Annotated in this window: 20 protein-coding genes; 15 read left to right on the top strand and 5 right to left on the bottom strand. The window is 63.3% G+C overall.

Annotated elements, in window-relative coordinates:
* Positions 1 to 27: 27 nt before the first annotated feature.
* From sdhA to BLT66_RS12830, 4 genes are all read right to left on the bottom strand, one after another.
* Positions 28 to 1,836 carry a succinate dehydrogenase flavoprotein subunit gene (sdhA, locus tag BLT66_RS12845; protein ID WP_092758110.1) on the bottom strand — a complete coding sequence of 603 codons (1,809 nt, stop codon included), beginning with the start codon at positions 1,834 to 1,836 and terminating at the stop codon, positions 28 to 30.
* Between the two features lie 27 nt (positions 1,837 to 1,863).
* Positions 1,864 to 2,232, bottom strand: a complete 369-nt coding sequence (gene sdhD / locus BLT66_RS12840) for a succinate dehydrogenase, hydrophobic membrane anchor protein (RefSeq protein WP_092758109.1) — start codon at positions 2,230 to 2,232, stop codon at positions 1,864 to 1,866.
* A 22-nt stretch (positions 2,233 to 2,254) separates the two neighbouring features.
* Positions 2,255 to 2,701 carry a succinate dehydrogenase, cytochrome b556 subunit gene (gene sdhC / locus BLT66_RS12835; protein ID WP_092758108.1) on the bottom strand — a complete coding sequence of 149 codons (447 nt, stop codon included), beginning with the start codon at positions 2,699 to 2,701 and terminating at the stop codon, positions 2,255 to 2,257.
* A gap of 106 nt (positions 2,702 to 2,807) precedes the next feature.
* Complete coding sequence (locus tag BLT66_RS12830) at positions 2,808 to 3,632, bottom strand: GntR family transcriptional regulator (RefSeq protein ID WP_092758107.1); 825 nt, start codon at positions 3,630 to 3,632, stop codon at positions 2,808 to 2,810.
* Positions 3,633 to 3,821: 189 nt separating this feature from the next.
* Between BLT66_RS12830 and BLT66_RS12825 the strand changes: the two genes are divergently transcribed.
* The 4 genes from BLT66_RS12825 to acnB are packed head-to-tail and all read left to right on the top strand — an operon-like array spanning position 3,822 to position 9,075.
* The gene (locus tag BLT66_RS12825) at positions 3,822 to 4,808 is read left to right on the top strand and encodes a malate dehydrogenase (RefSeq protein WP_092758106.1); all 987 of its coding nucleotides are present in this window, start codon (positions 3,822 to 3,824) and stop codon (positions 4,806 to 4,808) included.
* Positions 4,809 to 4,811: 3 nt separating this feature from the next.
* Entirely contained in the window at positions 4,812 to 5,828 is a 1,017-nt protein-coding gene (locus BLT66_RS12820; RefSeq protein ID WP_092758105.1) for an HpcH/HpaI aldolase/citrate lyase family protein, read from the top strand.
* Positions 5,825 to 6,424 carry a hypothetical protein gene (locus BLT66_RS12815; RefSeq protein WP_092758104.1) on the top strand — a complete coding sequence of 200 codons (600 nt, stop codon included), beginning with the start codon at positions 5,825 to 5,827 and terminating at the stop codon, positions 6,422 to 6,424. Before BLT66_RS12820 ends, BLT66_RS12815 begins: the two co-directional genes overlap by 4 nt.
* 47 nt (positions 6,425 to 6,471) lie before the next feature.
* A complete protein-coding gene (acnB, locus tag BLT66_RS12810; protein ID WP_092758103.1) occupies positions 6,472 to 9,075 on the top strand; it encodes a bifunctional aconitate hydratase 2/2-methylisocitrate dehydratase in 2,604 nt (867 codons plus the stop codon).
* A 116-nt stretch (positions 9,076 to 9,191) separates the two neighbouring features.
* Here acnB and BLT66_RS12805 read toward each other — a convergent pair whose 3' ends face one another.
* Complete coding sequence (locus tag BLT66_RS12805) at positions 9,192 to 10,541, bottom strand: Gfo/Idh/MocA family oxidoreductase (protein ID WP_092758102.1); 1,350 nt, start codon at positions 10,539 to 10,541, stop codon at positions 9,192 to 9,194.
* Positions 10,542 to 10,751: 210 nt separating this feature from the next.
* Here BLT66_RS12805 and BLT66_RS12800 point away from each other — a divergent pair, with 210 nt between their 5' ends.
* The 11 genes from BLT66_RS12800 (at position 10,752) to BLT66_RS12750 (ending at position 22,650) form a co-directional block, all read left to right on the top strand.
* Positions 10,752 to 11,402, top strand: a complete 651-nt coding sequence (locus tag BLT66_RS12800; RefSeq protein WP_092758101.1) for a TetR/AcrR family transcriptional regulator — start codon at positions 10,752 to 10,754, stop codon at positions 11,400 to 11,402.
* Between the two features lie 95 nt (positions 11,403 to 11,497).
* Positions 11,498 to 12,763, top strand: coding sequence for an ABC transporter substrate-binding protein (locus BLT66_RS12795; protein WP_092758100.1), 1,266 nt, complete (start codon positions 11,498 to 11,500; stop codon positions 12,761 to 12,763).
* Positions 12,764 to 12,835: 72 nt separating this feature from the next.
* Positions 12,836 to 13,777, top strand: a complete 942-nt coding sequence (locus BLT66_RS12790) for a carbohydrate ABC transporter permease (protein ID WP_092758099.1) — start codon at positions 12,836 to 12,838, stop codon at positions 13,775 to 13,777.
* On the top strand, positions 13,758 to 14,633 hold the full coding sequence (locus BLT66_RS12785; RefSeq protein WP_092758098.1) for a carbohydrate ABC transporter permease: 876 nt from the start codon (positions 13,758 to 13,760) through the stop codon (positions 14,631 to 14,633). Before BLT66_RS12790 ends, BLT66_RS12785 begins: the two co-directional genes overlap by 20 nt.
* Complete coding sequence (locus BLT66_RS12780) at positions 14,630 to 15,652, top strand: Gfo/Idh/MocA family protein (protein WP_092758097.1); 1,023 nt, start codon at positions 14,630 to 14,632, stop codon at positions 15,650 to 15,652. Before BLT66_RS12785 ends, BLT66_RS12780 begins: the two co-directional genes overlap by 4 nt.
* The gene (locus BLT66_RS12775; RefSeq protein WP_218922606.1) at positions 15,652 to 16,764 is read left to right on the top strand and encodes a Gfo/Idh/MocA family protein; all 1,113 of its coding nucleotides are present in this window, start codon (positions 15,652 to 15,654) and stop codon (positions 16,762 to 16,764) included. Before BLT66_RS12780 ends, BLT66_RS12775 begins: the two co-directional genes overlap by 1 nt.
* Positions 16,757 to 17,836: an ABC transporter ATP-binding protein gene (locus tag BLT66_RS12770; RefSeq protein ID WP_092758096.1), complete on the top strand. Its 1,080-nt coding sequence runs from the start codon at positions 16,757 to 16,759 to the stop codon at positions 17,834 to 17,836. The genes BLT66_RS12775 and BLT66_RS12770 overlap by 8 nt, the downstream gene beginning before the upstream one ends.
* 22 nt (positions 17,837 to 17,858) lie before the next feature.
* A complete protein-coding gene (locus BLT66_RS12765; protein ID WP_092758095.1) occupies positions 17,859 to 18,836 on the top strand; it encodes a tripartite tricarboxylate transporter substrate binding protein in 978 nt (325 codons plus the stop codon).
* A 10-nt stretch (positions 18,837 to 18,846) separates the two neighbouring features.
* The gene (locus BLT66_RS12760) at positions 18,847 to 20,217 is read left to right on the top strand and encodes an enolase-like domain-containing protein (protein WP_143029215.1); all 1,371 of its coding nucleotides are present in this window, start codon (positions 18,847 to 18,849) and stop codon (positions 20,215 to 20,217) included.
* A 23-nt stretch (positions 20,218 to 20,240) separates the two neighbouring features.
* A complete protein-coding gene (locus BLT66_RS12755; protein WP_092758093.1) occupies positions 20,241 to 21,404 on the top strand; it encodes a Gfo/Idh/MocA family protein in 1,164 nt (387 codons plus the stop codon).
* Between the two features lie 64 nt (positions 21,405 to 21,468).
* A complete protein-coding gene (locus BLT66_RS12750; protein WP_092758443.1) occupies positions 21,469 to 22,650 on the top strand; it encodes a dihydrodipicolinate synthase family protein in 1,182 nt (393 codons plus the stop codon).
* The last annotated feature ends 2 nt before the right edge of the window (positions 22,651 to 22,652 follow it).

Here is a 22,652-nt window from a genome sequence, read left to right as displayed (position 1 = left end):
GGTTTTGTTCTCGTGGGGCGGCTGGGCTTAGAAAGTCCGGACTTTGGGCGGCACGCTGGCAACCGTCAGGGGCTGGAGGTTGACCGGCTTGTAGTCCAAGCGGTTTTCGGCGCTGTACCACAGGGTGTGTTTCATCCACTCCTTGTCGTTGCGGCCCAACGGGAATTCGGCGTGGTCGGCCGGGTGTTCGTAGTCGTACACCGTATGCGCGCCACGGCATTCGCGGCGGGCGGCGGCGGACACGATGGTGGCCTGGGCGACTTCGATCAGGTTGTCCACTTCCAGGGCTTCAATCCGGGCGGTATTGAAGATCTTGGACTTGTCTTGCAGCGTGATGTTGGCCACTTGCTTGCGGATGGCGGCTATCTTTTCCACGCCTTGGTCCATGCTTTCCTGGGTGCGGAACACGCCGGCATGCAGTTGCATGGCCGCGCGGATGTCGCCGGCCACGTCTTGCGAGTAGGTGCCGTCGGTAGATTCGTCCAGCTGGTTCAGGCGTGCCAGGGTGCGGTCGGCCGCTGTTTCTGGCAGCGGCTTGTGCTCTTTGTTACGTTGGTTGAACTCGACGATGTGGCGGCCAGCGGCCTTGCCGAACACCAGCAGGTCGAGCAGCGAGTTGGTGCCCAGGCGGTTCGCGCCGTGCACGCTGACGCAGGCGCATTCGCCCACGGCGTACAAGCCGTTGACCACGGAGTTGTTGATGCCGTCTTTTTGCTCCACGACCTGGCCGTGGATATTGGTTGGCACGCCGCCCATCTGGTAATGGATGGTGGGCACCACGGGAATCGGTTCCTTGGTGATGTCGACATTGGCGAAGTTGACGCCGATCTCATACACCGAGGGCAGGCGCTTGTGGATGGTGTCGGCGCCCAGGTGGTCCAGCTTGAGCAGGATGTAGTCCTTGTTGGGACCGCAGCCACGGCCTTCCTTGATTTCCTGGTCCATGCAGCGCGACACGAAGTCGCGGGGGGCCAAGTCTTTCAAGGTGGGCGCATAGCGCTCCATGAAGCGTTCGCCATTGCTGTTCAGCAAAATCGCGCCTTCGCCGCGGCAGCCTTCGGTCAGCAGCACGCCAGCACCGGCCACGCCGGTGGGGTGGAACTGCCAGAACTCCATGTCCTGCAAGGCGATGCCGGCACGCGCCGCCATGCCCAGGCCGTCGCCGGTGTTGATGAAGGCATTGGTGGAGGCACCGAAGATGCGGCCTGCGCCTCCGGTGGCCAGCAGCACGGTCTTGGCTTGCAGGATGTGCAGGTCACCGGTTTCCATTTCCAGGGCGGTCACGCCGACCACGTCGCCGGCTTCGTCTCGGATCAGGTCCAGGGCCATCCATTCAACGAAGAAGTTGGTCTTGGCCTTGACGTTTTGCTGGTACAGGGTGTGCAGCATTGCGTGGCCGGTACGGTCGGCCGCGGCGCAGGCGCGCTGCACAGGCTTTTCGCCGTAGTTGGCGGTGTGGCCGCCGAACGGGCGCTGGTAAATCGTGCCGTCAGGGTTGCGGTCGAACGGCATGCCGAAGTGTTCCAGCTCATACACCACCTTGGGTGCTTCGCGGCACATGAATTCGATGGCGTCCTGGTCGCCCAGCCAGTCGGAACCCTTGATGGTGTCGTAGAAGTGGTAGTGCCAGTTGTCTTCCGACATATTGCCCAGCGAGGCGCTGACGCCGCCTTGGGCAGCCACGGTGTGGCTGCGGGTGGGGAACACTTTGGACAGCGAGGCCACGTTCAGGCCGGCTTTGGACAATTCGAGTGCGGCGCGCATGCCCGAGCCACCGGCTCCGACGATCACGACATCAAATTTACGCTTGGAAATGTGGGCTTTGGTATAAGTCATTTTGTTGTTTCTAGTGTCAAACGTAGATCACAGGCGCCACAGCACTTGGATCGCCCAGCCGGCGCAGCCGACCAGCCACACCAGCGTGAAGATTTGCAGCAGCAAACGCAGCCAGACCATCGAGGTCACGTAGTCCATCCAGACATCGCGCATGCCCACCCACACGTGGTACAGCAGGGCGATGATCACCGAAAAGGTGACGATCTTCATCCATTGCGCAGCGAAGATACCGGCCCAGATGTCGTAGCCGATCGGGCCTTTGGCCAGCAGCAGCTGGGCCAGTACGACCACGGTGAACAAGGCCATGATGCCTGCGGTAACGCGCTGCGCCAACCAGTCGCGCAAGCCGTAATGGGCGCCGGTGACGACGCGTTTGGATCCGTAATTAACCGACATGGTTCAAATGCTCCGGGATAAATTAGTACAGGCCGAACAGCTTGGCTGCCAGCACCAGGGTCAGTCCGATGCTCAGCGCGAGCGTGAACTTGGCGCTGGAGGCGCCGAATTCCTTGGTCACTGCGTCGTGGTTGGTGTCCATCCACAGATGGCGCAGACCGGCGATGAAGTGGTGCAGATAGGCCCAGATCAATGCCAAAGCTACCAGTTTGAAGAGGAAGCCGGGCACAAAACCAGCACCGATGTTGAACACCGCTTTGAACTTGGCAAACGAAATTTCGCTGGAGACCGAGGTGTCGAACATCCAGATGATGAAAGGCATCAGCAGGAACATGATGACGCCGCTGACCCGGTGCAGGATTGAAACCCAGCCAGCGGGTGGAAGGCGATAAGTAGGCAGATCCGTGAGGGCGTTAATGTTGCGAAATTCGGGCCGTTTGGTGCGGGTGGTGGAGGCTAGCTCTGACATAGATGCGCTTTCGTGGTGTGTTACTGCGTTGTAATTCTTCGTACGGCTGCAGCCCAAAATTCTATTGCAATGCAGCAATCGGGTTTAAGCCACAGCAAAATAGGCTTCAACTTAGTTCATTGTGGTAGTGGTGGCTGTGGGTGTTGTATAAGCCGCGCCGTAACTCCATGGGAACGTCGTTGTAGGTGTAGGCAATGCGCTCCACGCTGAGCAGCGGGGCGCTGGGGCCGACCTTGAGCAGGCTGGCCTGGCTGGCATCGGGGTGCACGGCACGGATTTTTTCTTCAGCCCGCACCATGTGGACGCCAAATTCGGTTTCAAACAGTGCGTACATCGCGCCCTGGTAGGTGGATAAGCGCTCGGCCGTCAACCCCTTGAACGGCCCCCCCGGCAGCCACAGGTCTTCCAGAATCGTGGGTACGAAGACGCCGTTGCTCTTGAATGACAGCACGCGGCGTACCTGCAGCACCGCATCGCCGGTGCGCAGGGCCAGGGCCCTGGCAATGTCGGCGCTGGCGCGCAGGCGCTTGCAGTCGATGATGTCGCGCTGTGCCGGGCCTTCGCTGGTGGTGTTGCCCTGGTCGGGCATCAGCTTCAGGAAGCGGTAAGGCATGTGCTGCGCGGCATGGGTGGCCACAAACGTGCCCTTGCCCTGGCGGCGCACCAGCAGGTTGTCGGCCGCCAGTTCGTCGATGGCCTTGCGGACCGTGCCCTGGCTGACCCGGTAGCGGGCTGCCAGGTCCATCTCGCTGGGAATGGACTCGCTGGGCTTCCATTCGCCGGACTGCAGGCTTTGCAGGATCAGCCCCTTGATCTGCTGGTACAGCGGACTGAAGGCCGGCGTCAGCGCCGATGCAGATGCGGCGGAGCTGGTAGCAGGCTCAGTACCTGTCAGCGGGGTATCTGCAGAGGAGGGGACGATGTGGGCCATGGTCAGGCGGGGCAGGCAGGGGGTTGGCTACGGTAACTTAATGTGAGCCGAATCATATCTTATATAAGACATAAGACAAATTGACGCTTACGGGTTTTCGAGAGTAAACTCCTAGGCTGTTTTCTGCTGCCCGGCGACTGGCTAGGGCGCACATACATCCCCTTTTCAACACTTCCTGGAGTTTTCCCCATGAGCAAAAAGCCCGTTCGCGTAGCCGTTACCGGTGCCGCAGGTCAAATTGGTTACGCCATCCTGTTCCGTATCGCTTCTGGCGAAATGCTGGGCAAAGACCAGCCCGTGGTGTTGAGTCTGCTGGAAGTGCCCGTAGAAAAGGCCCAGCAAGCGCTGCAGGGCGTGATTATGGAATTGCAAGACTGCGCGTTCCCGCTGCTGGTGGGCATCGAAGCGCACAGCGACCCTCTGGCTGCGTTCAAGGACGTGGACTACGCATTGCTGATCGGTTCGCGCCCCCGCGGCCCGGGCATGGAACGTGCCGAACTGCTGGCCGTGAATGCTGAAATCTTCACAGCCCAAGGCAAGGCCCTGAACGCCGTGGCCAGCCGCAATGTCAAGGTGCTGGTGGTCGGCAACCCTGCCAACACCAATGCCTACATCGCCATGAAGAGCGCGCCGGATCTGCCACGCAAGAACTTCACCGCCATGCTGCGCCTGGACCACAACCGCGCGCTGAGCCAGATCGCTGCCAAGACCGGCAAGGCTGTGGCCGACATTGAAAAGCTGACCGTCTGGGGCAACCACTCGCCCACGATGTACGCCGACTACCGTTTCGCCACCATCAACGGCGAAAGCGTCAAGACCCTGATCAACGACGAAGTCTGGAACAAAGACACCTTCCTGCCCACCGTGGGCAAGCGCGGCGCGGCCATCATCGCCGCCCGTGGCGTGTCTTCCGCTGCCTCGGCCGCCAACGCTGCCATTGACCACATGCGCGACTGGGCCCTGGGCACCAACGGCAAGTGGGTCACCATGGGCATCCCATCGGACGGCCAGTACGGTATCCCCGAGGACACCATGTTCGGCTTTGCCGTGACCTGCGAAGGCGGCGAATACAAGGTGGTCGAAGGCCTGGACGTCGATGCTTTCTCGCAAGAGCGCATCAACATCACCCTCAAAGAACTGCAAGACGAGCAAGCCGGCGTCGCCCACCTGCTGTAAACCATGCAGCATCCACGCGAAATTCTGCTGGGTGCCCAGGCTGCGGAGGCTGTCCTCCCGGTCTGCGACCACTACAGCGGCGTTGAAGCGCGGATGCGCAAAAGCCTGCAATTGCAGGCCGAAATGACCGAGGAGTTCGGGGCCTGCGTGTTCGACGTGACCCTGGACTGCGAAGATGGTGCACCTGTCGGCGGCGAGGCCGAGCACGCCGCAATGGTCGTGGCCCTGGCGCTGGCCGCCGCACCCGAAGCCCGGGTCGCGGTGCGCGTGCATCCCGTGGACCATCCGGCTTTTGAGCAGGACATTGCCGTCATCGCCGGCCAGGCCGGGCAGCGCCTGACCCACATCATGGTGCCGAAGATCGAGTCGGTGCGCGATATTCTTCAGGTCGAAAAAGCCCTGCAGCGCGCGTCTGCCCTGCATCTGCCGCTACATGTTTTGATAGAGTCGTCGGCCGCCGTGCACCGGGCCTTCGAGATTGCTGCGCAGCCGCGGGTGCAGTCCATGAGCTTTGGCCTGATGGATTTTGTGTCCAGCCACGGCGGTGCGATTCCGGCCGAGGCCATGGGCGTGGCCGGCCAGTTCAGCCACCCGCTGGTGCTGCGCGCCAAGCTGGAGATCGCCTCCGCCTGCCATGCGCACGGCAAGGTGCCGTCGCACTGTGTGGTGACCGAGTTCAACGACACCCAGGCCTTGCAGGCCGCCGCCGAGCGCGCCGCCCGCACCCTGGGTTTCACCCGCATGTGGAGCATCCATCCGGGCCAGATCCGCCCCATTCTGGCGGCGTTTTCTCCTGCCGAATCCGAAGTGGAGGCTGCGGCGCAAATCATCGCCGCCGCCATCCGCGCCGATTGGGCGCCAATTGCTTTCGCCGGGCAGCTGCACGACCGTGCGAGCTACCGTTATTTTTGGCAGCTGCTGGAGCGTGCCCACCAAACCGGGCGCGCACTGCCGCCCGAGATGGCGGTGTATTTCCAGCCGGCAGCAGCTCTACCGTTATCTACAACAGAGACACTATGAAACTGATTTTGACCGCCGCCGTCTGGGCACTGGCTTCTGGCCTGGTAATGGCGCAGGACGCGCCCAAGAAACCTCCCGTCAAGGCCGCCGCTGCCAAGGCCGCGCCCAAAGAAGCAGCCAAGCCCACCAGCAGCCGCATCCAGCTCAAAAGCGCCGCCAAGAACGTCGCAGCCGGTATTGAAGCCGCCGAAGAGGCTTTGACCCCGGCCGAAATGGCGATTGCCGAGCGCGTGCAAGTCGGCACCGTGCCCTGCGAACTCGGCGCATCCGTCACCCTGGTGGCCGATGCCAAGTACCCCGGCTACTTCAATGTGCAGGTGAAAAACCTCAAATACCGCATGTTCCCGGTGGCCACCAGCACCGGCGCCATCCGCCTGGAAGACAAGAAAGCCGGCGCCGTCTGGCTGCAGCTGGGCAATAAATCGATGCTGATGAACCAGAAGCTGGGCCAGCGCCTGGCCGACGAATGCCAGAGCCCCGAGCAGGTCGCGGTAGCCGAGATGCTGAAGACCAAGCCCGCCCAGAGCATGTTCGACGCGCCTGCCAAGCCGCCGGTAGAGCCGGCCTCGGCACCGGCCGCGACCACCACCCCGTAAAACGAATCCACCCGCTGCCCCCACGATTTTTGAACCAGGAGAAAACCATGTTGCAAGCCTATGCCGCCCATGTATCCGAACGCGCTGCGCTCGGCATCCCGCCCTTGCCGCTGTCTGCCAAGCAGACCGGCGAGCTGATCGAGCTGCTGAAGAACCCGCCTGCAGGCGAAGAAGCCAACCTGCTGAATCTGATCACCCACCGCATTCCGGCTGGTGTGGACGATGCCGCCAAGGTCAAGGCCAGCTACCTGGCTGCTGTGGCCCACGGCACCGAAAAATGCCCGCTGATCTCGCGTGAAAAAGCCACCGAACTGCTGGGCACCATGCTGGGCGGCTACAACATCAGCCCCATGATCGACCTGCTGGACGACTCTGCTGCCAGCGTGGCCTCTGCTGCTGCCGATGGGTTGAAGAAAACCCTGCTGATGTTTGACCAGTTCCATGACGTGCAGGAAAAAGCCGAAAAGGGCAATACCTACGCCAAGGCCGTGCTGCAAAGCTGGGCCGATGCCGAATGGTTCACCAGCCGCCCCGAAGTGCCCAAGAGCATCACTGTCAGCATCTTCAAGGTGGCCGGCGAAATCAACACCGACGACCTGTCGCCTGCGCCCGACGCCTGGAGCCGCCCCGACATTCCGCTGCACGCCCTGGCGATGCACAAGAATGCCCGCCCCGGCATCACCCCGGAAGAAGATGGCAAGCGCGGCCCGGTCAAGTTCCTGGAAGACCTGCGCGCCAAGGGCAACCTGGTGGCCTACGTGGGCGACGTGGTAGGCACCGGCTCCAGCCGCAAGTCGGCTACCAACTCGGTGCTGTGGTTCACCGGCGAAGACATTCCCTTTGTGCCGAACAAGCGTTTCGGTGGCGTGTGCCTGGGTGCCAAGATCGCCCCGATTTTCTACAACACCATGGAAGACTCGGGCGCGCTGCCGATCGAGCTGGACGTGAGCCAGATGGCCATGGGCGATGTGGTCGAGCTGCTGCCCTATGAAGGCAAGGCGCTGAAAGATGGCAAGGTGATTGCCGAGTTCAAGCTGAAGAGCGAAGTTCTGTTTGACGAAGTGCGCGCCGGTGGCCGGATTCCGCTGATCATCGGCCGCGGCCTGACCGCCAAGGCGCGTGAAGCTCTGGGTCTGCCCGTCAGCACCTTGTTCCGCCTGCCGCAAAACCCGGCCGATACCAAGAAGGGTTTCACCCTGGCGCAGAAGATGGTCGGCCGCGCTTGCGGTTTGCCCGCCGGTCAAGGCGTGCGTCCTGGCACCTACTGCGAACCCAAGATGACCTCGGTCGGCTCGCAAGACACCACCGGCCCCATGACCCGCGACGAGCTGAAAGACCTGGCCTGCCTGGGCTTCAGCGCCGACCTGGTGATGCAATCCTTCTGCCACACCGCTGCTTACCCCAAGCCCGTGGATGTGAAGATGCACCACGAACTGCCCGACTTCATGAGCACCCGTGGCGGCGTGCCCCTGCGTCCCGGTGACGGCATCATCCACAGCTGGCTGAACCGCATGCTGTTGCCCGACACGGTGGGCACCGGCGGCGACAGCCACACCCGCTTCCCCATCGGTATCAGCTTCCCCGCCGGCTCCGGTCTGGTGGCGTTCGGTGCGGCCACGGGCGTGATGCCTTTGGACATGCCCGAGAGCGTGCTGGTACGTTTCAAGGGCGAAATGCAGCCTGGCATCACCCTGCGGGATCTGGTGAACGCGATTCCTCTGTACGCCATCAAGGCCGGTTTGCTGACGGTGGCCAAGCAAGGCAAGAAGAACATCTTTTCCGGCCGCATCCTGGAAATCGAAGGCCTGCCCAACCTGAAGGTCGAGCAAGCGTTTGAGTTGAGCGATGCGTCTGCCGAGCGTTCCGCTGGCGGCTGCACCGTGCACCTGAACAAAGAGCCGATCATCGAGTACATCAACAGCAACATCACCATGCTGAAGTGGATGATTGCCACTGGCTATTCCGACGTGCGCACCATCAACCGCCGCATCAAGGCGATGGAAGCCTGGCTGGCGAACCCCGAGCTGATGCACGGCGATGCCGATGCCGAATACGCTGCCGTGATCGAGATCGACCTGGCCGACATCCACGAACCTATCGTGGCCTGCCCGAACGACCCGGACGACGTGAAGACCCTGGCTGAAGTCGAAGGCAGCAAGATCGATGAAGTCTTCATCGGCTCCTGCATGACCAACATCGGCCATTTCCGCGCAGCCTCCAAGCTGTTGGAAAACAAGCGCGACATCCCCGTCAAGCTGTGGATGGCACCGCCGACCAAGATGGATGCCAAGCAGCTGTCCGAAGAAGGCCATTACGGCGTGCTCGGCTCGGCCGGCGCGCGCATGGAAATGCCGGGCTGCAGCCTGTGCATGGGCAACCAGGCGCAGGTGAAAGAGGGCGCTACCGTGTTCTCCACCTCGACCCGCAATTTCCCGAACCGTCTGGGCAAGAACAGCAATGTTTACCTGGGCTCGGCCGAGTTGGCCGCTATCTGCTCCAAGCTGGGCCGCATCCCCACCAAGGCCGAATACATGGCCGACATGGGCGTGCTGACCAAAGACAGCGCCAAGATCTACCAGTACCTGAACTTTGACCAAGTGAAGGACTACACGGATCTGGCCGACACGGTGAAAGATACCGCCGCCGCTTAAACGGTTGGGTGGGGGAGGGCTGGCAACGGTTCTCCTACTGATTGCACGCAAGGGCCTGCAGCTATATAAATAATAGCTGCAGGCCCTTGTTGTATCTGCGCCAGAGGCCTGTTTGGCTATATAAGCTCGGACAGGCGTCGTGCCTGGGGTGGCAAGGCCACCACGTCATTGATGTTCACCGGCAGATTGGACTGCATGGACTGCACGCCCGCGATGCCCACGGCGATGGAGGCTGCGCCTTGCTCGTGCCCAGCGGTGCGGCCCCAGGCGTCGGGCGCTTGCGGCGGGCCATAGAAATGGGCGTTCAGAATTTCATCCGCACCGCCATGGGCCGCGCGGATCTCCGGCATCGGCACCACGTAGCTGCTTTGGAAGTGAGGGAACACGCGTATCCACTCGCCTTCGGCCTCGGCGCCGGGCTTTTCTTCGATCTTCCAGTTCTTGGGGCTGACCGCGCGGTTCATGTGGGTGCCGATGAACTCGTGGTATTCGATGCGGCCGCGGTCGCCGTTGAAGGTCACGCGCATGCCTTCGCGCGGGCTGTAGCACACCAGGGAGTAGGTCAGTACCTGGCCGGTACGGTAGCGCACATTCAGCGACATCTGGTCGGGGATGGTGATGCCGTCGCGGAACACATTCTGGTCGCGCAGGTAGCCGGAGTCGGCCTCGCCCGCCAGGTACAGGCCGCGGAAGGACTCGCTCTCGTTCAGGTCCAGGTAGAACGGGTCGTCCTGGGCCTCGGGCACGCCGGTGTAGCGGGCGTAGCGGGTCAGCTTTTCGTCGCCGCGGGCGATGGCGTTTTGTTTGCCGTAGAACACCAGGTCGCCGTAGGCAAACACCTGCTGCGGAATCGCGTCCAGCCACCAGTTCACCAGGTCGAAGTGATGGGTGCTCTTGTGCACCAGCAGGCTGCCGGAATTCTCGATCTGCGCATGCCAGCGGCGGAAGTAGTCGGCGCCGTGGTTGGTGTCCAGCAGGTATTCCAGATTCACCGAGTGGATCTTGCCAACCACACCGCTGGCAATCAGCTCCTTGACCTTGGTGCGGAACGGCGCCCAGCGGTAGTTGAACGCCACCCGCACCCGGCGTCCGCTGGCTTTGACGGCCTCCAGGATCGCATGGCATTTGGCGGCGTCGGTGGTCATGGGTTTTTCGGTGATCACGTCGCAGCCGGCCAGCAGCGCGCGCACGATGTAGTCGTGGTGGGCCGAGTCCTGGGTGCAGACGAAGACCTCGTCGGGTTTTTGCTCGCGCAGCATGGCGTCGAAGCGGTCGGCTGTATAGGCGGGCACCGCGTGGTAGCCGATCTCGCCGGCCAGCAGCTGGTTGTAATAGGCCATGCGGGCCGGGCTCAAGTCGCAGATGGCAACCAGCTCGTTCTGCTCGGCATAGGCCGTGACCAGCGGTTCGATGAAGCTCAGAGCGCGTCCGCCGGTGCCGACAAACGCGTGGCGTTTTTTGACCATGGTGCAAAAGGGGTGTGCTGCCGCAGCGTGGCTGCAGCGGGTGGATAAACCTTTGCGGTGGACCGGTGTGCTGGCGCACCCAAGGACGGAAGCTTGCGCTTAAATCATAGCTGCATTTAACTAATTAGTGAATAGAATCCAGGTAAACGACGTTCCAAGCTGCTGTGCAGCGGGCGCATATCCACCCCACCTTACTCTTGGTTGGACCTTATGGCAGACACTCCAGTAACCACGGTAGAGCCCCGTTCCCGCGATGCCGATCGCTCGCAGCTGGCCATTCTGGCGGCAGCCCGCGACGAGTTTTCGCGCTATGGATTTGCCGGTGCGCGGGTCGACCGGATCGCTGAAAACGCCCAGCTCAACAAGCGCCTGATCTACTACTACTTCACCAGCAAGGACGAGCTGTTTCTGGCGGTGCTGGAGCGTACCTATGCCGATATCCGCGATGCCGAACGCCAGCTACACCTGGCCGATCTGGAACCGGCCAAAGCCATCCGCCGTTTGACCGAATTCACCTGGGAATACTACATCGCCCACCCGGAGTTCATTACTTTGCTGAACAGCGAGAACCTGCACCAGGCACGCCATCTGATCCAGTCTTCCCGCATCCGCGAGTTGAATTCGCCCCTGGTGCAGGACCTGGGCGACATCCTGGAGCGCGGCCGGGCTGATGGGGTGTTCCGCGGTGGTATCGACCCGGTGCAGCTCTACATCTCGATCGCCAGCCTGTCGTACTTCTATTTGTCCAATCACTACACCTTGTCGGCCATCTTTGGCCGCGATCTGATGGCCACCAAGGCGCACAGCGAAAGGCTGTCGCACATCTGCGATGTGGTCCTAGGGTATGTCCTGAGAGATTGACGGTTTCGGCCCATTTACAGGGGCTGGGTGCGATTTCATAATTCACCATTGAGTTAACTATTCGCGCATTCCCTGTTTTATAGGAGCTAGCGGTTATGGCACTTTTCACCCGTCGTCAATTTGGAGCCACTGCCGCTGCTGCAACGGCTGCATTCGGCTTGAACCCCTTGCTGGCCCAGGCGCAAGCCACCCGCCTGCGCTGCTTCTGGTGGGGCAACCCGGACCGCGACAAACGCACCAAATTGCTGTTGGACACCTACAGCAAGAAGAGCGGCACCCAGATCGCGGCCGAGTCCCTGGGTTGGGGTGACTACTGGACCAAGCTAGGCACGCAGACCGCTGGCGGCAATGCGCCCGATTTGATCCAGATGGACTACCGCTATCTGTTTGAATACGCGCGTCGTGAAACCCTGCTGCCACTCGACAAGCTGCTACCGCTGGCCGATTTCAGCCCGCAGGAAAAAGACGGCGGCAAGGTGGACGGCAAGCTGTACGGCGTGAACCTGGGCTCCAACTCCAAGGCTATGGTCTACGACACCGCTATGCTGGAGAAAGTTGGCGTCAAGTCCATAGACATCAACTGGACCTGGGACGACTTCACCAAGATCACCACCGACATTTCCAAGATCAACCCCGGCAAATACTGGGGCGCCAGCGACAACAGCCGCTGGGAGCAGGGCTTCGAGCAATGGCTGAACCAGCGCGGCAAGATGCTCTATACCGCGGAGGGCAAAGCCGCCTTCACCCGTGACGACGTGGCGGCCTGGTTTGACCTGTGGGACAAGCTGCGCAAGGCCGGCGCGATTCCGCCGGCCGATGTGGGCGCCACCAACAACGGCAAGGTTGAAGAATACGAGCTGACCCGCGGCCTGGCGGCCATGAGCTTCGTCAACTCCAACCAGGTGGTGGCCTTCCAGGGCATCAACAAGAACAAGCTGGCCATCAGCGTGTTTCCGCGCTCCAAGACCGGCTCGTCCGGCCACTACATCAAGCCTTCGCAGATGATGAGTGTGTCGGCCCGCTGCAAGGCACCGGAAGAGGCGGCCAAAGTGATCAACTTCATGGTCAACGACCCCGAGGGCGTGAAGATTCTGGGCATCGAGCGCGGCGTGCCGTGTTCTGCCGCCGCACGCGCGGCACTGGCGCCCGATCTGGACGCCTTGGGCAAGATGCAGCTCGACTATGTAGCCGCGGTCACCAAGGTCGCCGTGCCCCTGCCGCCGCCACCGCCCAAGGGCGCGGGCGAGGTGGAGAACCTGCTGCGCCGGGTCGCCGATGCAGTGGCCTTCGGCCGCACCAGCATCAAGGACGGCGCCCAGCAGTTCCACACCGAGGTGGAAGGCATCCTCGCCAGGGCCTGACGGCCACGGCATGCGGCCTAGGTGGCCGCTCCATTTTCGTTTTTTTGCTGTCTAGCCTGGAAGGCAAACTACGTGTCAAGCCTTGATGAAAAAACCTCCCGTGCGCGGCGAGGGCAGTCGCGTGCAGCCTGGCGCAGGGACCTGGTGGGCTATGCCTTCCTGGCGCCCTGGCTGATCGGCTTCGTCTGCTTCTCGCTCGGGCCGGTGTTGGCGTCGTTGTACCTGTCGTTCACCAAGTTCGATCTGTTGCGTCCGGCCCAGTGGATAGGCGCGGACAACTATGTGCGCATGTTCACGGCGGACGCCAGGTTCTGGCAGTCGCTCAAGGTCACTTTCAGCTACATGCTGATGGAAGTGCCTCTGAAGCTGGCATTCGCGCTGCTGGTGGCGGTGGTGCTGGACAAGGCAATACGCGGTGGTGCCTTGTACCGCGCGCTGTTCTACATCCCCTCGCTGTTGGGTGGCTCGGTGGCGATTGCCGTGCTGTGGCGGCAATTGTTCGAAGGCAATGGCACGCTCAACCAGATCCTGCTGTGGGTCTTCGGCTACAAGGGCCCGAGCTGGATCGCCAACCCGGACACGGCCATCTACACCCTGGTGCTGCTGGCGGTATGGCAGTTTGGCTCGCCGATGATCATCTTCCTGGCCGGCCTGCGGCAGATTCCGCAAGACCTGTACGAGGCTGCCTCCATGGACGGCGCCGGCACCTGGCGCAAGTTCCGCAAGATCACCTTGCCGCTGCTGGCCCCGGTGATCTTCTTCAACATGGTGCTGCAGATCATCGAAGGCTTCAAGGCCTTCACTCCGGCCTATGTGGTGTCCGGCGGCACCGGTGGCCCCATCGACTCCACGCTGTTCTACACGCTGTATCTGTACCAGGAAGCCTTCTCCTACTTCCGCATGGGCTATGCCTCGGCGCTGGCCTGGGTGCTGCTGCTGATCATCGGTGCCTTTACCGGCATCAGTTTCCTCACCTCCAAATACTGGGTCTACTATGAAGACGATCCGCGCTAACCAAGCTCGGGGTCCGGGCGTGCTGCGTCTGCTGGCCGGTGGCCTGGCCCGCCATGCCGTGCTGATCGGCGCGACCTTTCTGATGCTGTATCCGCTGCTGTGGATGGTGGCTTCGTCGTTCAAGCCCGAGTCCATCATCTTCACCGACCTGTCGATCTGGCCGCACGCGTTCGACTTCGGCAATTACATACAGGGCTGGACGGCGCTGCAAGAAAGCTTCACCGTGTTCTTCAAGAACTCGGTGCTGGTGGCCGTGCTGGTGGTGATAGGCAACACCATATCCTGCTCGATCACCGCCTACGCGTTTGCGCGGCTGGAGTTTCGCGGCCGGCGCATCTGGTTCGTGGTGATGCTGGGCACGCTGATGCTGCCCTACCACGTGACCCTGATTCCGCAGTACGTGCTGTTTCTGAAGCTGGGCTGGATCGACACCTTCTTGCCGCTGATCGTGCCCAAGTTTCTGGCCGCCGATGCGTTCTTCATTTTCCTGATGGTGCAGTTCTTCCGCGGCATTCCGCGCGAGCTGGACGAAGCCGCGGTGCTGGACGGCTGTGGCCCTTGGCGCATCTACTGGAAGATCATCCTGCCGCTGTCCATGCCGGTGCTGGCCACCACCGCCATCTTCTCCTTCCTCTGGACCTGGAACGACTTTCTGGGGCCGCTGGTGTACCTCAACGAGGCCAGCAACTACACCGTGCCGCTGGCGCTGCGCTCGTTTGTCGACTCCACCGGCCAATCGGCCTGGGGCCAGCTGTTCGCCATGTCGGTACTCGCCATCCTGCCGATCTTCCTGTTTTTTCTCTGCTTTCAGCGCCTGATTATTGAAGGCGTTGCCCAATCTGGAATGAAACGATGACATCTCCTACGATCCGCTTTGCCGCCATCGGCCTGAACCACAACCACATCTACGGCCAGACCCGCGCTGTGCTGGATGCGGGGGGCGAACTGGTCAGCTTCCACGCCGTCGAAGACGACTTGGCGGCCGACTACGCCAAAGCCTTCCCGCAGGCCCGCCGTGTTAAAGACCAACGCGAAATCCTGGAGGACCGCAGCATCCAGCTGGTGGTCAGTGCCACCATCCCCGACGTGCGGGCCGCTACCGCCATCGCCGTCATGCGCCATGGCAAGGACGTGATGGTCGACAAACCCGGCGTCATCACCCTGGACGAACTGGCCGCCGTGCGCAAGGTGCAGGCCGAGACTGGCCGGATTTTCTCTGTGTGTTTCTCCGAGCGCTTCGAGAATCGCGCCACCGAAAAAGCCAGCCAACTGGTGGCCGCTGGCGCCATCGGCCGCGTGGTGCAGACCATGGGCATGGGCCCGCATGCGCTGCGCAACAACCCGCGCCCCGACTGGTTCTTTGAGCGCAAGCGCTACGGCGGCATCTTGTGCGACATCGCTGCCCACCAGTGCGACCAGTTCCTGCACTTCACCGGCTCGACGCGGGCCGAAGTCGTGGCCTCCCACATCGGCAATTTCGGCAACCCAGAGACGCCTGAGCTGGAAGACTTCGGCGAAGTGCTGCTGCGCGGCAACGGTGGCACCGGCTTCATCCGTGTCGACTGGTTCACCCCCAAAGGCTTGGGTGTCTGGGGCGACGGCCGCCTGACGATTCTGGGCACCGAGGGCTATATCGAGTTGCGCAAATACGTGGACATTGCCGGCCGCCCGGGCGGCGACCATTTGTTCCTGGTCGATGGCAAAGGCACGCAGCACATGGACTGCAAGGCCGAAGTTCTGCCTTACGGTCCGCGCCTCATCCAGGACATTCTGAACCGTACCGAGACCTCCATGTCGCAGGCGCACTGCTTCCTGGCGACCGAACTGGCATTGAAAGCCGAAGCCTTGGCCACCCGTGTTGGAGGAATTGCGTGATGGTGCAGAAATTACAGAAATTGCGGGTGGCTGTGGTCGGCCTAGGCGTGGGCAAGGGCCATTTGCAAGCCTATGCCGCGATCCCCGAGTTGTATGACATCGTTGCGGTGTGCGACCTGGACGCGGCCAAGGCCAGCGCTGCCGCCGCCGAGTTCGGCGTGCCCTGGCACGCCACCCAGTTCAGCGAGTTGTTAGCCGGCGGCAAGGTGGATATCGTCGATATCTGCACACCGCCCTATACCCACCGCGCGCTGATCGAACAGGCGCTGACCGCCGGCCTGCATGTGGTCTGCGAGAAACCCCTGGTCGGCTCGCTGGCCGAGGCCGATGCGATTGCCGCTGCGCAAAAGGCTGCCAAGGGCACGCTGTTCCCCATCTTCCAGTACCGCTTTGGCCACGGCTTGCAAAAGCTCAAGCACCTGCAGTCCAAGGGCTTTGCGCACACGCCGTTCCTGACCACCATCGAGACCTCTTGGCGTCGCGATGCCGACTACTACGAGGTCCAGTGGCGCGGCAAATGGGCGACCGAAATGGGTGGCTGCTGCCTGACCCAGGCCCTGCATGCGCACGACATGCTGTCGTATGTAAACGGCCCGGTGAAGACCGTGTTCGCGCACCTGGCGACCCGCGTGAACCCGATCGAGGTGGAAGACTGCGCCGCCATTTCCATAGGCATGGAAAACGGCTCGGTGGCCACGCTGTCGGTCACCCTGGGCGCGGCCGAAGAGCTGTCGCGCTTGCGCTTCATGTTCTCCGATCTGACGGTGGAAAGCCGTAGCACCGAACCGTATCGTCCGGGCAAGGACCCCTGGCATTTCCAGGGCAAGACGCCGGCGATCGACGCCGCCATCACTGCCGCCCTGGCCGACTTTGTGCCGGCGCTGGAATCCTTCGAGGGCGAGTTCGCACTGATCCACGCCACGGTGACCAGCGGCGCCCCCACGCCCGTGACCCTGCACGACGCGCGCCAGTCGTTGGAGCTGATCACCGCCATCTACCACTCGGCCGAAACCGGTACGCAAGTGAACCTGCCCATCCCGCTAGGCCATGCCAAATACAGCAGCTGGGCGCCAGCCGGCGGCAGCTTCAACAAGGCGGCCCACCATGGCTGAGCTGTCACTGCGCGGGATTGTCAAACGCTATGGGAATGTGGAGATCATCCACGGAGTGGACCTGGACATCCGTGACGGCGAGTTCGTGGTCTTCGTCGGCCCCTCGGGCTGCGGCAAGTCCACCTTGTTGCGCATGATCGCCGGGCTGGAAGAAATCTCAGACGGCGAGTTTTGTATTGACGGTGACCGCGTCAACGAGGTGCCGGCCGCCCAACGCAAGATCGCTATGGTGTTCCAGTCGTATGCGCTGTACCCGCACATGAGTGTTTACGACAACCTGGCTTTCGGCCTGCAGACCGCAGGCGAGAAAAAGGACGTGATCGACCGGCGCGTGCAGCACGCCGCCAAGATGCTGAAGATCGATAGCTACCTGCAGCGCAAGCCCAAGGCCTTGTCCGGCGGCCAGCGCCAGCGGGTGGCGATAGGCCGGGCCATTGTGCGCGAGCCCAAGCTGTTTTTATTCGACGAGCCGCTGTCGAACCTGGACGCCGAGCTGCGCGTGCAGATGCGGGTCGAGCTGTCCAAGCTGCATGCCGATCTGGGCACCACCATGATCTACGTGACCCACGACCAGGTCGAGGCCATGACCATGGCCGATCGCATCGTGGTGCTGCAGGATGGCCGCATCGAACAGGCCGGCTCGCCGCTGGAGCTGTACAACCACCCGGCCAACCGCTTTGTGGCCGGCTTCATCGGCAGCCCGAAGATGAACTTTCTGGACGGCGTGGTGGCCGGCCGCAGCGCCACGGGTCTGGATGTGTGCCTGCTGGGCGGCGAGACCGTGCACCTGCCGGTACTGGCCAACGGTATGGCCGATGGCGCGCCGGTCTGCGTCGGCATCCGCCCCGAGCACGCGGAGCTGGCCGAGCACGGCCTGCCCATGCAGGTCAGCCTGACCGAGCAGCTGGGCGGCAACACCGTGCTCTACGGCAGCCTGGGCGCCCAGCAGCCGCTGGTGGTGCAGGTGGTGGGGCAGAGCCAGTTCAAGCGCGGCGACACCGTGCATGTGCACCTGCCGCCCGCCAGCTGCCATGGCTTTGCCGAGAACGGTTTGACCCTGGCCCGCCAGTGATGGCCTAGAACAAGGAGACAGCATGCAAGTTCTGCGTTGTGCTGCCGTGGCCACCCTTGCGTGGCTGGCGGCTTTCACCCAGCCACCGGCCCACGGCCAGACCAGCGACTACCCGAACCGACCCATACGCGTGGTCGTGCCGTTCCCTGCGGGCAGCACCACCGACATCATTGCCCGGGCCATTGCCGACAAGATGGGCGCCAGCCTGGGCCAGACCCTGGTGATCGACAACCGGGGCGGCGCCAGCGGCACCATAGGCCAGGCCCTGGTGGCGGCGGCCGCGCCCGATGGCTACACCATCATGGTCCATTCGTCGTCACACACTGTCAGCCCGTCCACCTTCGCCAAGCTGCCGTTCGACACCTTGGGCGACTTCGCCGGCATCACCCCGATTTCCAGCACGCCGAATGTGCTGGTCATCGCACCGTCGAAAAACATCAAGACGCTGCCCGCCCTGCTGGCTGCCGCCAAGGCCCAGCCAGGCAAGCTGAACTACGCGTCGGCCGGGCAGGGTAGCGCCACGCACCTGAACGCCGAGAAGTTCAAGATGGCCGCAGCCATAGAGGCCACCAATATCCCGTTCAAAGGCTCGGCCGAAGCGGTGACCGAGATACTGGCCGGCCGGGTCGACTATTACTTCAGCCCCATCGCCCCGGTGATCGGCCAGATCCGCGAAGGCCAGCTGCTGGCGCTGGCCGTTGGGTCGCCGCGCCGCGCCAGTGCCTTGCCCGATGTACCCACCACGGCCGAGGCCGGCGTGCCCGGCTCCGAGTTCAACTTCTGGATCGGCATGATGGCCCCGGCCAAGACCCCGCGCGACATCGTGCGCCGCCTGCACGACGAGGTCGCCAAAGCCCTGGCCACGCCCGAGGTCAAGGCCCGCTTTGCCAGTCTGGGCGCCGACGCCTGGACCCTGCAGCCCGAGCAGTTCGATGCCTACATCCGCGACGAGGTGGCCAGCAATGCCCGCCTGGTCAAGGCCGCGGGCCTGGCGCCCTGAGGGAGTGGGGATGCCCGCTTCCACCCCGGCGATGCCGGTCCGGCTGCGCTCCATCACGCTGTACCAGCGCCATGTGACTTTGCGCTTGCCGTTCCGCTTCGGCGCCGCCACCGTCACCCAGTGCCCGCAGGCTTTTGTGCGGCTGGAGCTGGAGGTCAATGGCCGCACCTGGGAGGGCATGGCGGCCGAGCTGATGGTACCCAAGTGGTTCGACAAGTCGCCCAGTCTGACCCACGAGCAGAACTTCGAGCAGCTGCGCGAAGCCTTGCGCACGGCACGGGCCGCGTACCTGGAGGCGGGTATGCCAATGACGCCGTTCGCGCTGTCACAGACCCAGGGCGAGGCGGCCATAGACGTGGCTGTGGCCAAGGGCCTGCCCCGGTTGGCCGCGCAGTTTGGTCCGGCCTTGCTGGACAAGGCGGTGGCCGATGCGGTGCTGCGCGCCGCCGAGCTCGACTGGACGCGCGGCGTAGCGGCCGGCGTGCTGGGCGATCCCTGGTCCGCCCAGCTGCAGCTGCGGGCGCCGGGCCATGTATGGCTGCGCCACACCGTGGGCCTGGCGGACCGCATCCTGGCCGGCGATACGGGGGCCAGCCCCGGCGACGGCTTGCCCGAGACGCTGGAGGACGCGATTGCCACTTACGGTTTGCGCTACTTCAAGATCAAGCTCAGCGGCCAGCTGGACGCCGACCTGGAGCGCCTGCAGCGGATTGCCGGTTTGCTGCAACGCACGGCCGGCGAATACCGCGCTACGCTGGACGGCAACGAGACCTTTGCCAGTGCCGAGGCCTTGGGTGCGTTCTGGCGCGCCCTGCACGCCCAGGCCCCTTTGCAAGACCTGCTGGCGCACACCCTGCTGTTGGAGCAGCCCTTGCCGCGCCACCTGGCTTTGGCCGAGCCGATTGCAGGGCTGGGAATAGACGTGCCGGTGATCCTGGACGAGTCCGATGACCAGGCTGGTGTGCTGGCCCAGGGCATTGCGCTTGGCTACCGGGGTATTTCCAGCAAGGCCTGCAAAGGCATTTACCGCTCGCTGCACAGCGCCTGGCGCGTGACCCAGGAGCCGCAGCGCCTGCTGCTGTCGGGTGAGGACCTGACCTGCCAAGCCGGGCTGGCGGTGCAGCAGGACACGCTGCTGGCGGCCAGCCTGGGCGTTACCCATATCGAGCGCAACGGCCATCATTACGTCGACGGCTTTGGCACCGCGCCGGCCGCCGAATCCGATGCCTTTGCCCAGGCCCACGCGGGCTTCTACCACGCGCCCCAAGGCCGGCCCCGGTTGCGGGTGCACAGCGGCCAGCTGCAACTGGCCACCTTGTATGTGCCCGGCTTTGCCACGGCGGCGGCTCCGCTGTGGGACAGCCTGGACCTCATCCACTAACTCACCCACTTGAAGTACCAGCCATGACGACACACACCCTCGGTCTCATCATGCACGGCGTCACCGGACGCATGGGCATGAACCAGCATCTGATCCGCTCCATCGTCGCCATCCGCAAGCAGGGCGGCGTGACCCTGTCCAACGGCGACAAGGTCATGCCCGACCCCATTCTGATCGGCCGCAATGCCGAAAAGATGCAGGCCCTGGCCCAGACCCACGGCATCGCCCGCTGGGGCACGGATCTGGACGCGGCCTTGGCCAACCCGGCCGACACCGTGTTCTTCGACGCCGGCACCACCCAGATGCGCCCGACCCTGCTGGCCAAGGCGATCCGCGCAGGCAAGCATGTGTACTGCGAAAAGCCGATTGCCACCAATTTGAACGAGGCGGTGGAGATCGCCCGCCTGGCCGAGGCATCCGGCCTGAAGCACGGCGCGGTGCAGGACAAGCTGTTTCTGCCTGGCCTGCGCAAGCTGGACATGCTGCGCCGCGCCGGCTTCTTCGGCCGCATGCTGTCGGTGCGCCTGGAGTTCGGCTACTGGGTGTTCGAGGGCGATCTGCAGCCCATCCAGCGCCCGAGCTGGAACTACCGTGCCGAAGATGGCGGCGGCATGATCCTGGACATGATGTGCCACTGGCGCTACGTGCTGGACAACCTGTTCGGCGAGGTCAAGTCGGTTTCATGCATAGGCGCCACGCACATCCCCGAGCGCTGGGACGAGGCCGGCAAGCCCTATAAGGCCACGGCCGACGATGCCGCCTATGCCACGGCCGAACTCATCGGCCACAACGGCGAGAACGTCATCGCGCAGCTAAACATGTCCTGGGCCACCCGCGTGAACCGCGAGGACCTGGTCACATTCCACGTTGACGGCACGCACGGCTCAGCCGTCGCCGGCCTCTCCTCCTGCAAGGCACAGTCGCGCGTCAATACGCCGCGCCCGGTGTGGAACCCGGACGAGAAGCAGACCATGAAGTTCACCGACCAGTGGCAGGAAGTGCCCGACACCCAGGTCTTTGATAACGGCTTCAAGATCCAGTGGGAGCACTTCATCCGCCACGTGGTGGAAAACGAGCCCTACCGCTGGACCCTGCCCGAAGGCGCGAAGGGCGTGCAACTGGTCGAAGTGGCCTTGCAGTCCTGGAAGGAGCGGCGCTGGGTGGATGTGCCTGCACTACACATTTGATAGCTGCTGGCGCAGGTAGTACCTGCGCTAGAGCCCGATTTTCTTTAAAAGTGGTGAGATGACCATGGCCCATACCCTTTTGCTGCCCGCCGCCGGGGCGCTGCAGTCCTATACCTTGCATGGCACGGCGCCACTGGCGTCTGGCACCCGCGTGCCGTTCAACCGCATCGCCTATTCCGCCGCCCATGTGGTGGCCGACCCGCGCGCCGCCATCGACCCCTGGCTGCAGTGCGCGGTGGACTGGGACGCGACCATCGCCTACCGCCAGCGCCTCTGGTCCCTAGGCCTGGGCGTGGCCGAGGCCATGGACACGGCGCAGCGCGGCATGGGCCTGGACTGGCCGACCTCGCTGGAGCTGATCCGCCGCTCGCTGGACGCCGCCAAGGACGTGCCCGGCGCGCTGGTGGCATCCGGCTGCGGCACCGACCACCTGGTGCTGGAGGATGTGCGCAGCGTCGACCAGGTGATCGCCGCCTACGAAGAACAGATGGCAGCCATCGAAAAGCTTGGCGGCAAGCTGATCGTCATGGCCAGCCGCGCGCTGGCCCGCGTGGCGCAAAGCCCGGCCGACTACGAGCGCGTCTACGACCGCATCCTGCGCCAGGCCCGGCAGCCGGTGGTGCTGCACTGGCTGGGCGATATGTTCGACCCGGCGCTCAAAGGCTACTGGGGTTCGCTGGATGTGGATGTGGCCATGGATACGGCGCTGGCCGTGATCGCCGCGCACCCGGACAAGGTCGACGGGATCAAGATTTCGCTGCTCGACAAGGACAAGGAAATCGCCATGCGCCGGCGCCTGCCCGCTGGCGTCCGCATGTACACCGGTGATGATTTCAACTACGCTGAGCTGATCGCCGGTGACGGTTTCGGCAGCGAGGTGACGCATGGCCAGAGCGACGCGCTGCTGGGCATCTTCGACGCGATTGCGCCCGCCGCCAGCGCCGCACTCAGCGCCCTTGCGCAGGGCGACAGCGCGCAGTTCCACGCCATCCTCGGCCCGACGGTGCCGCTGTCGCGCCACATCTTTGCCGCACCCACGCGCTACTACAAGACCGGCGTGGTTTTCATGGCCTGGCTGAACGGGCACCAGAGCCACTTCACCATGGTCGGCGGCCAGCAGAGCACGCGCTCGCTGGCGCATTTCGCCGAGCTGTTCCGGCTGGCCGATGCGGCCAACCTGCTGGAGCAACCGGACCTGGCGGTACACCGCATGCGTACCCTGCTGGCACTGCACGGAATCGAATAAGC

The sequence above is a fragment of the Rhodoferax sp. OV413 genome (genome assembly GCF_900104385.1).
Lineage (GTDB): Bacteria > Pseudomonadota > Gammaproteobacteria > Burkholderiales > Burkholderiaceae_C > Rhodoferax_B.
Note: the sequence above shows the minus strand (reverse complement) of the source record. Positions and strands in the feature narration are given on the sequence as shown.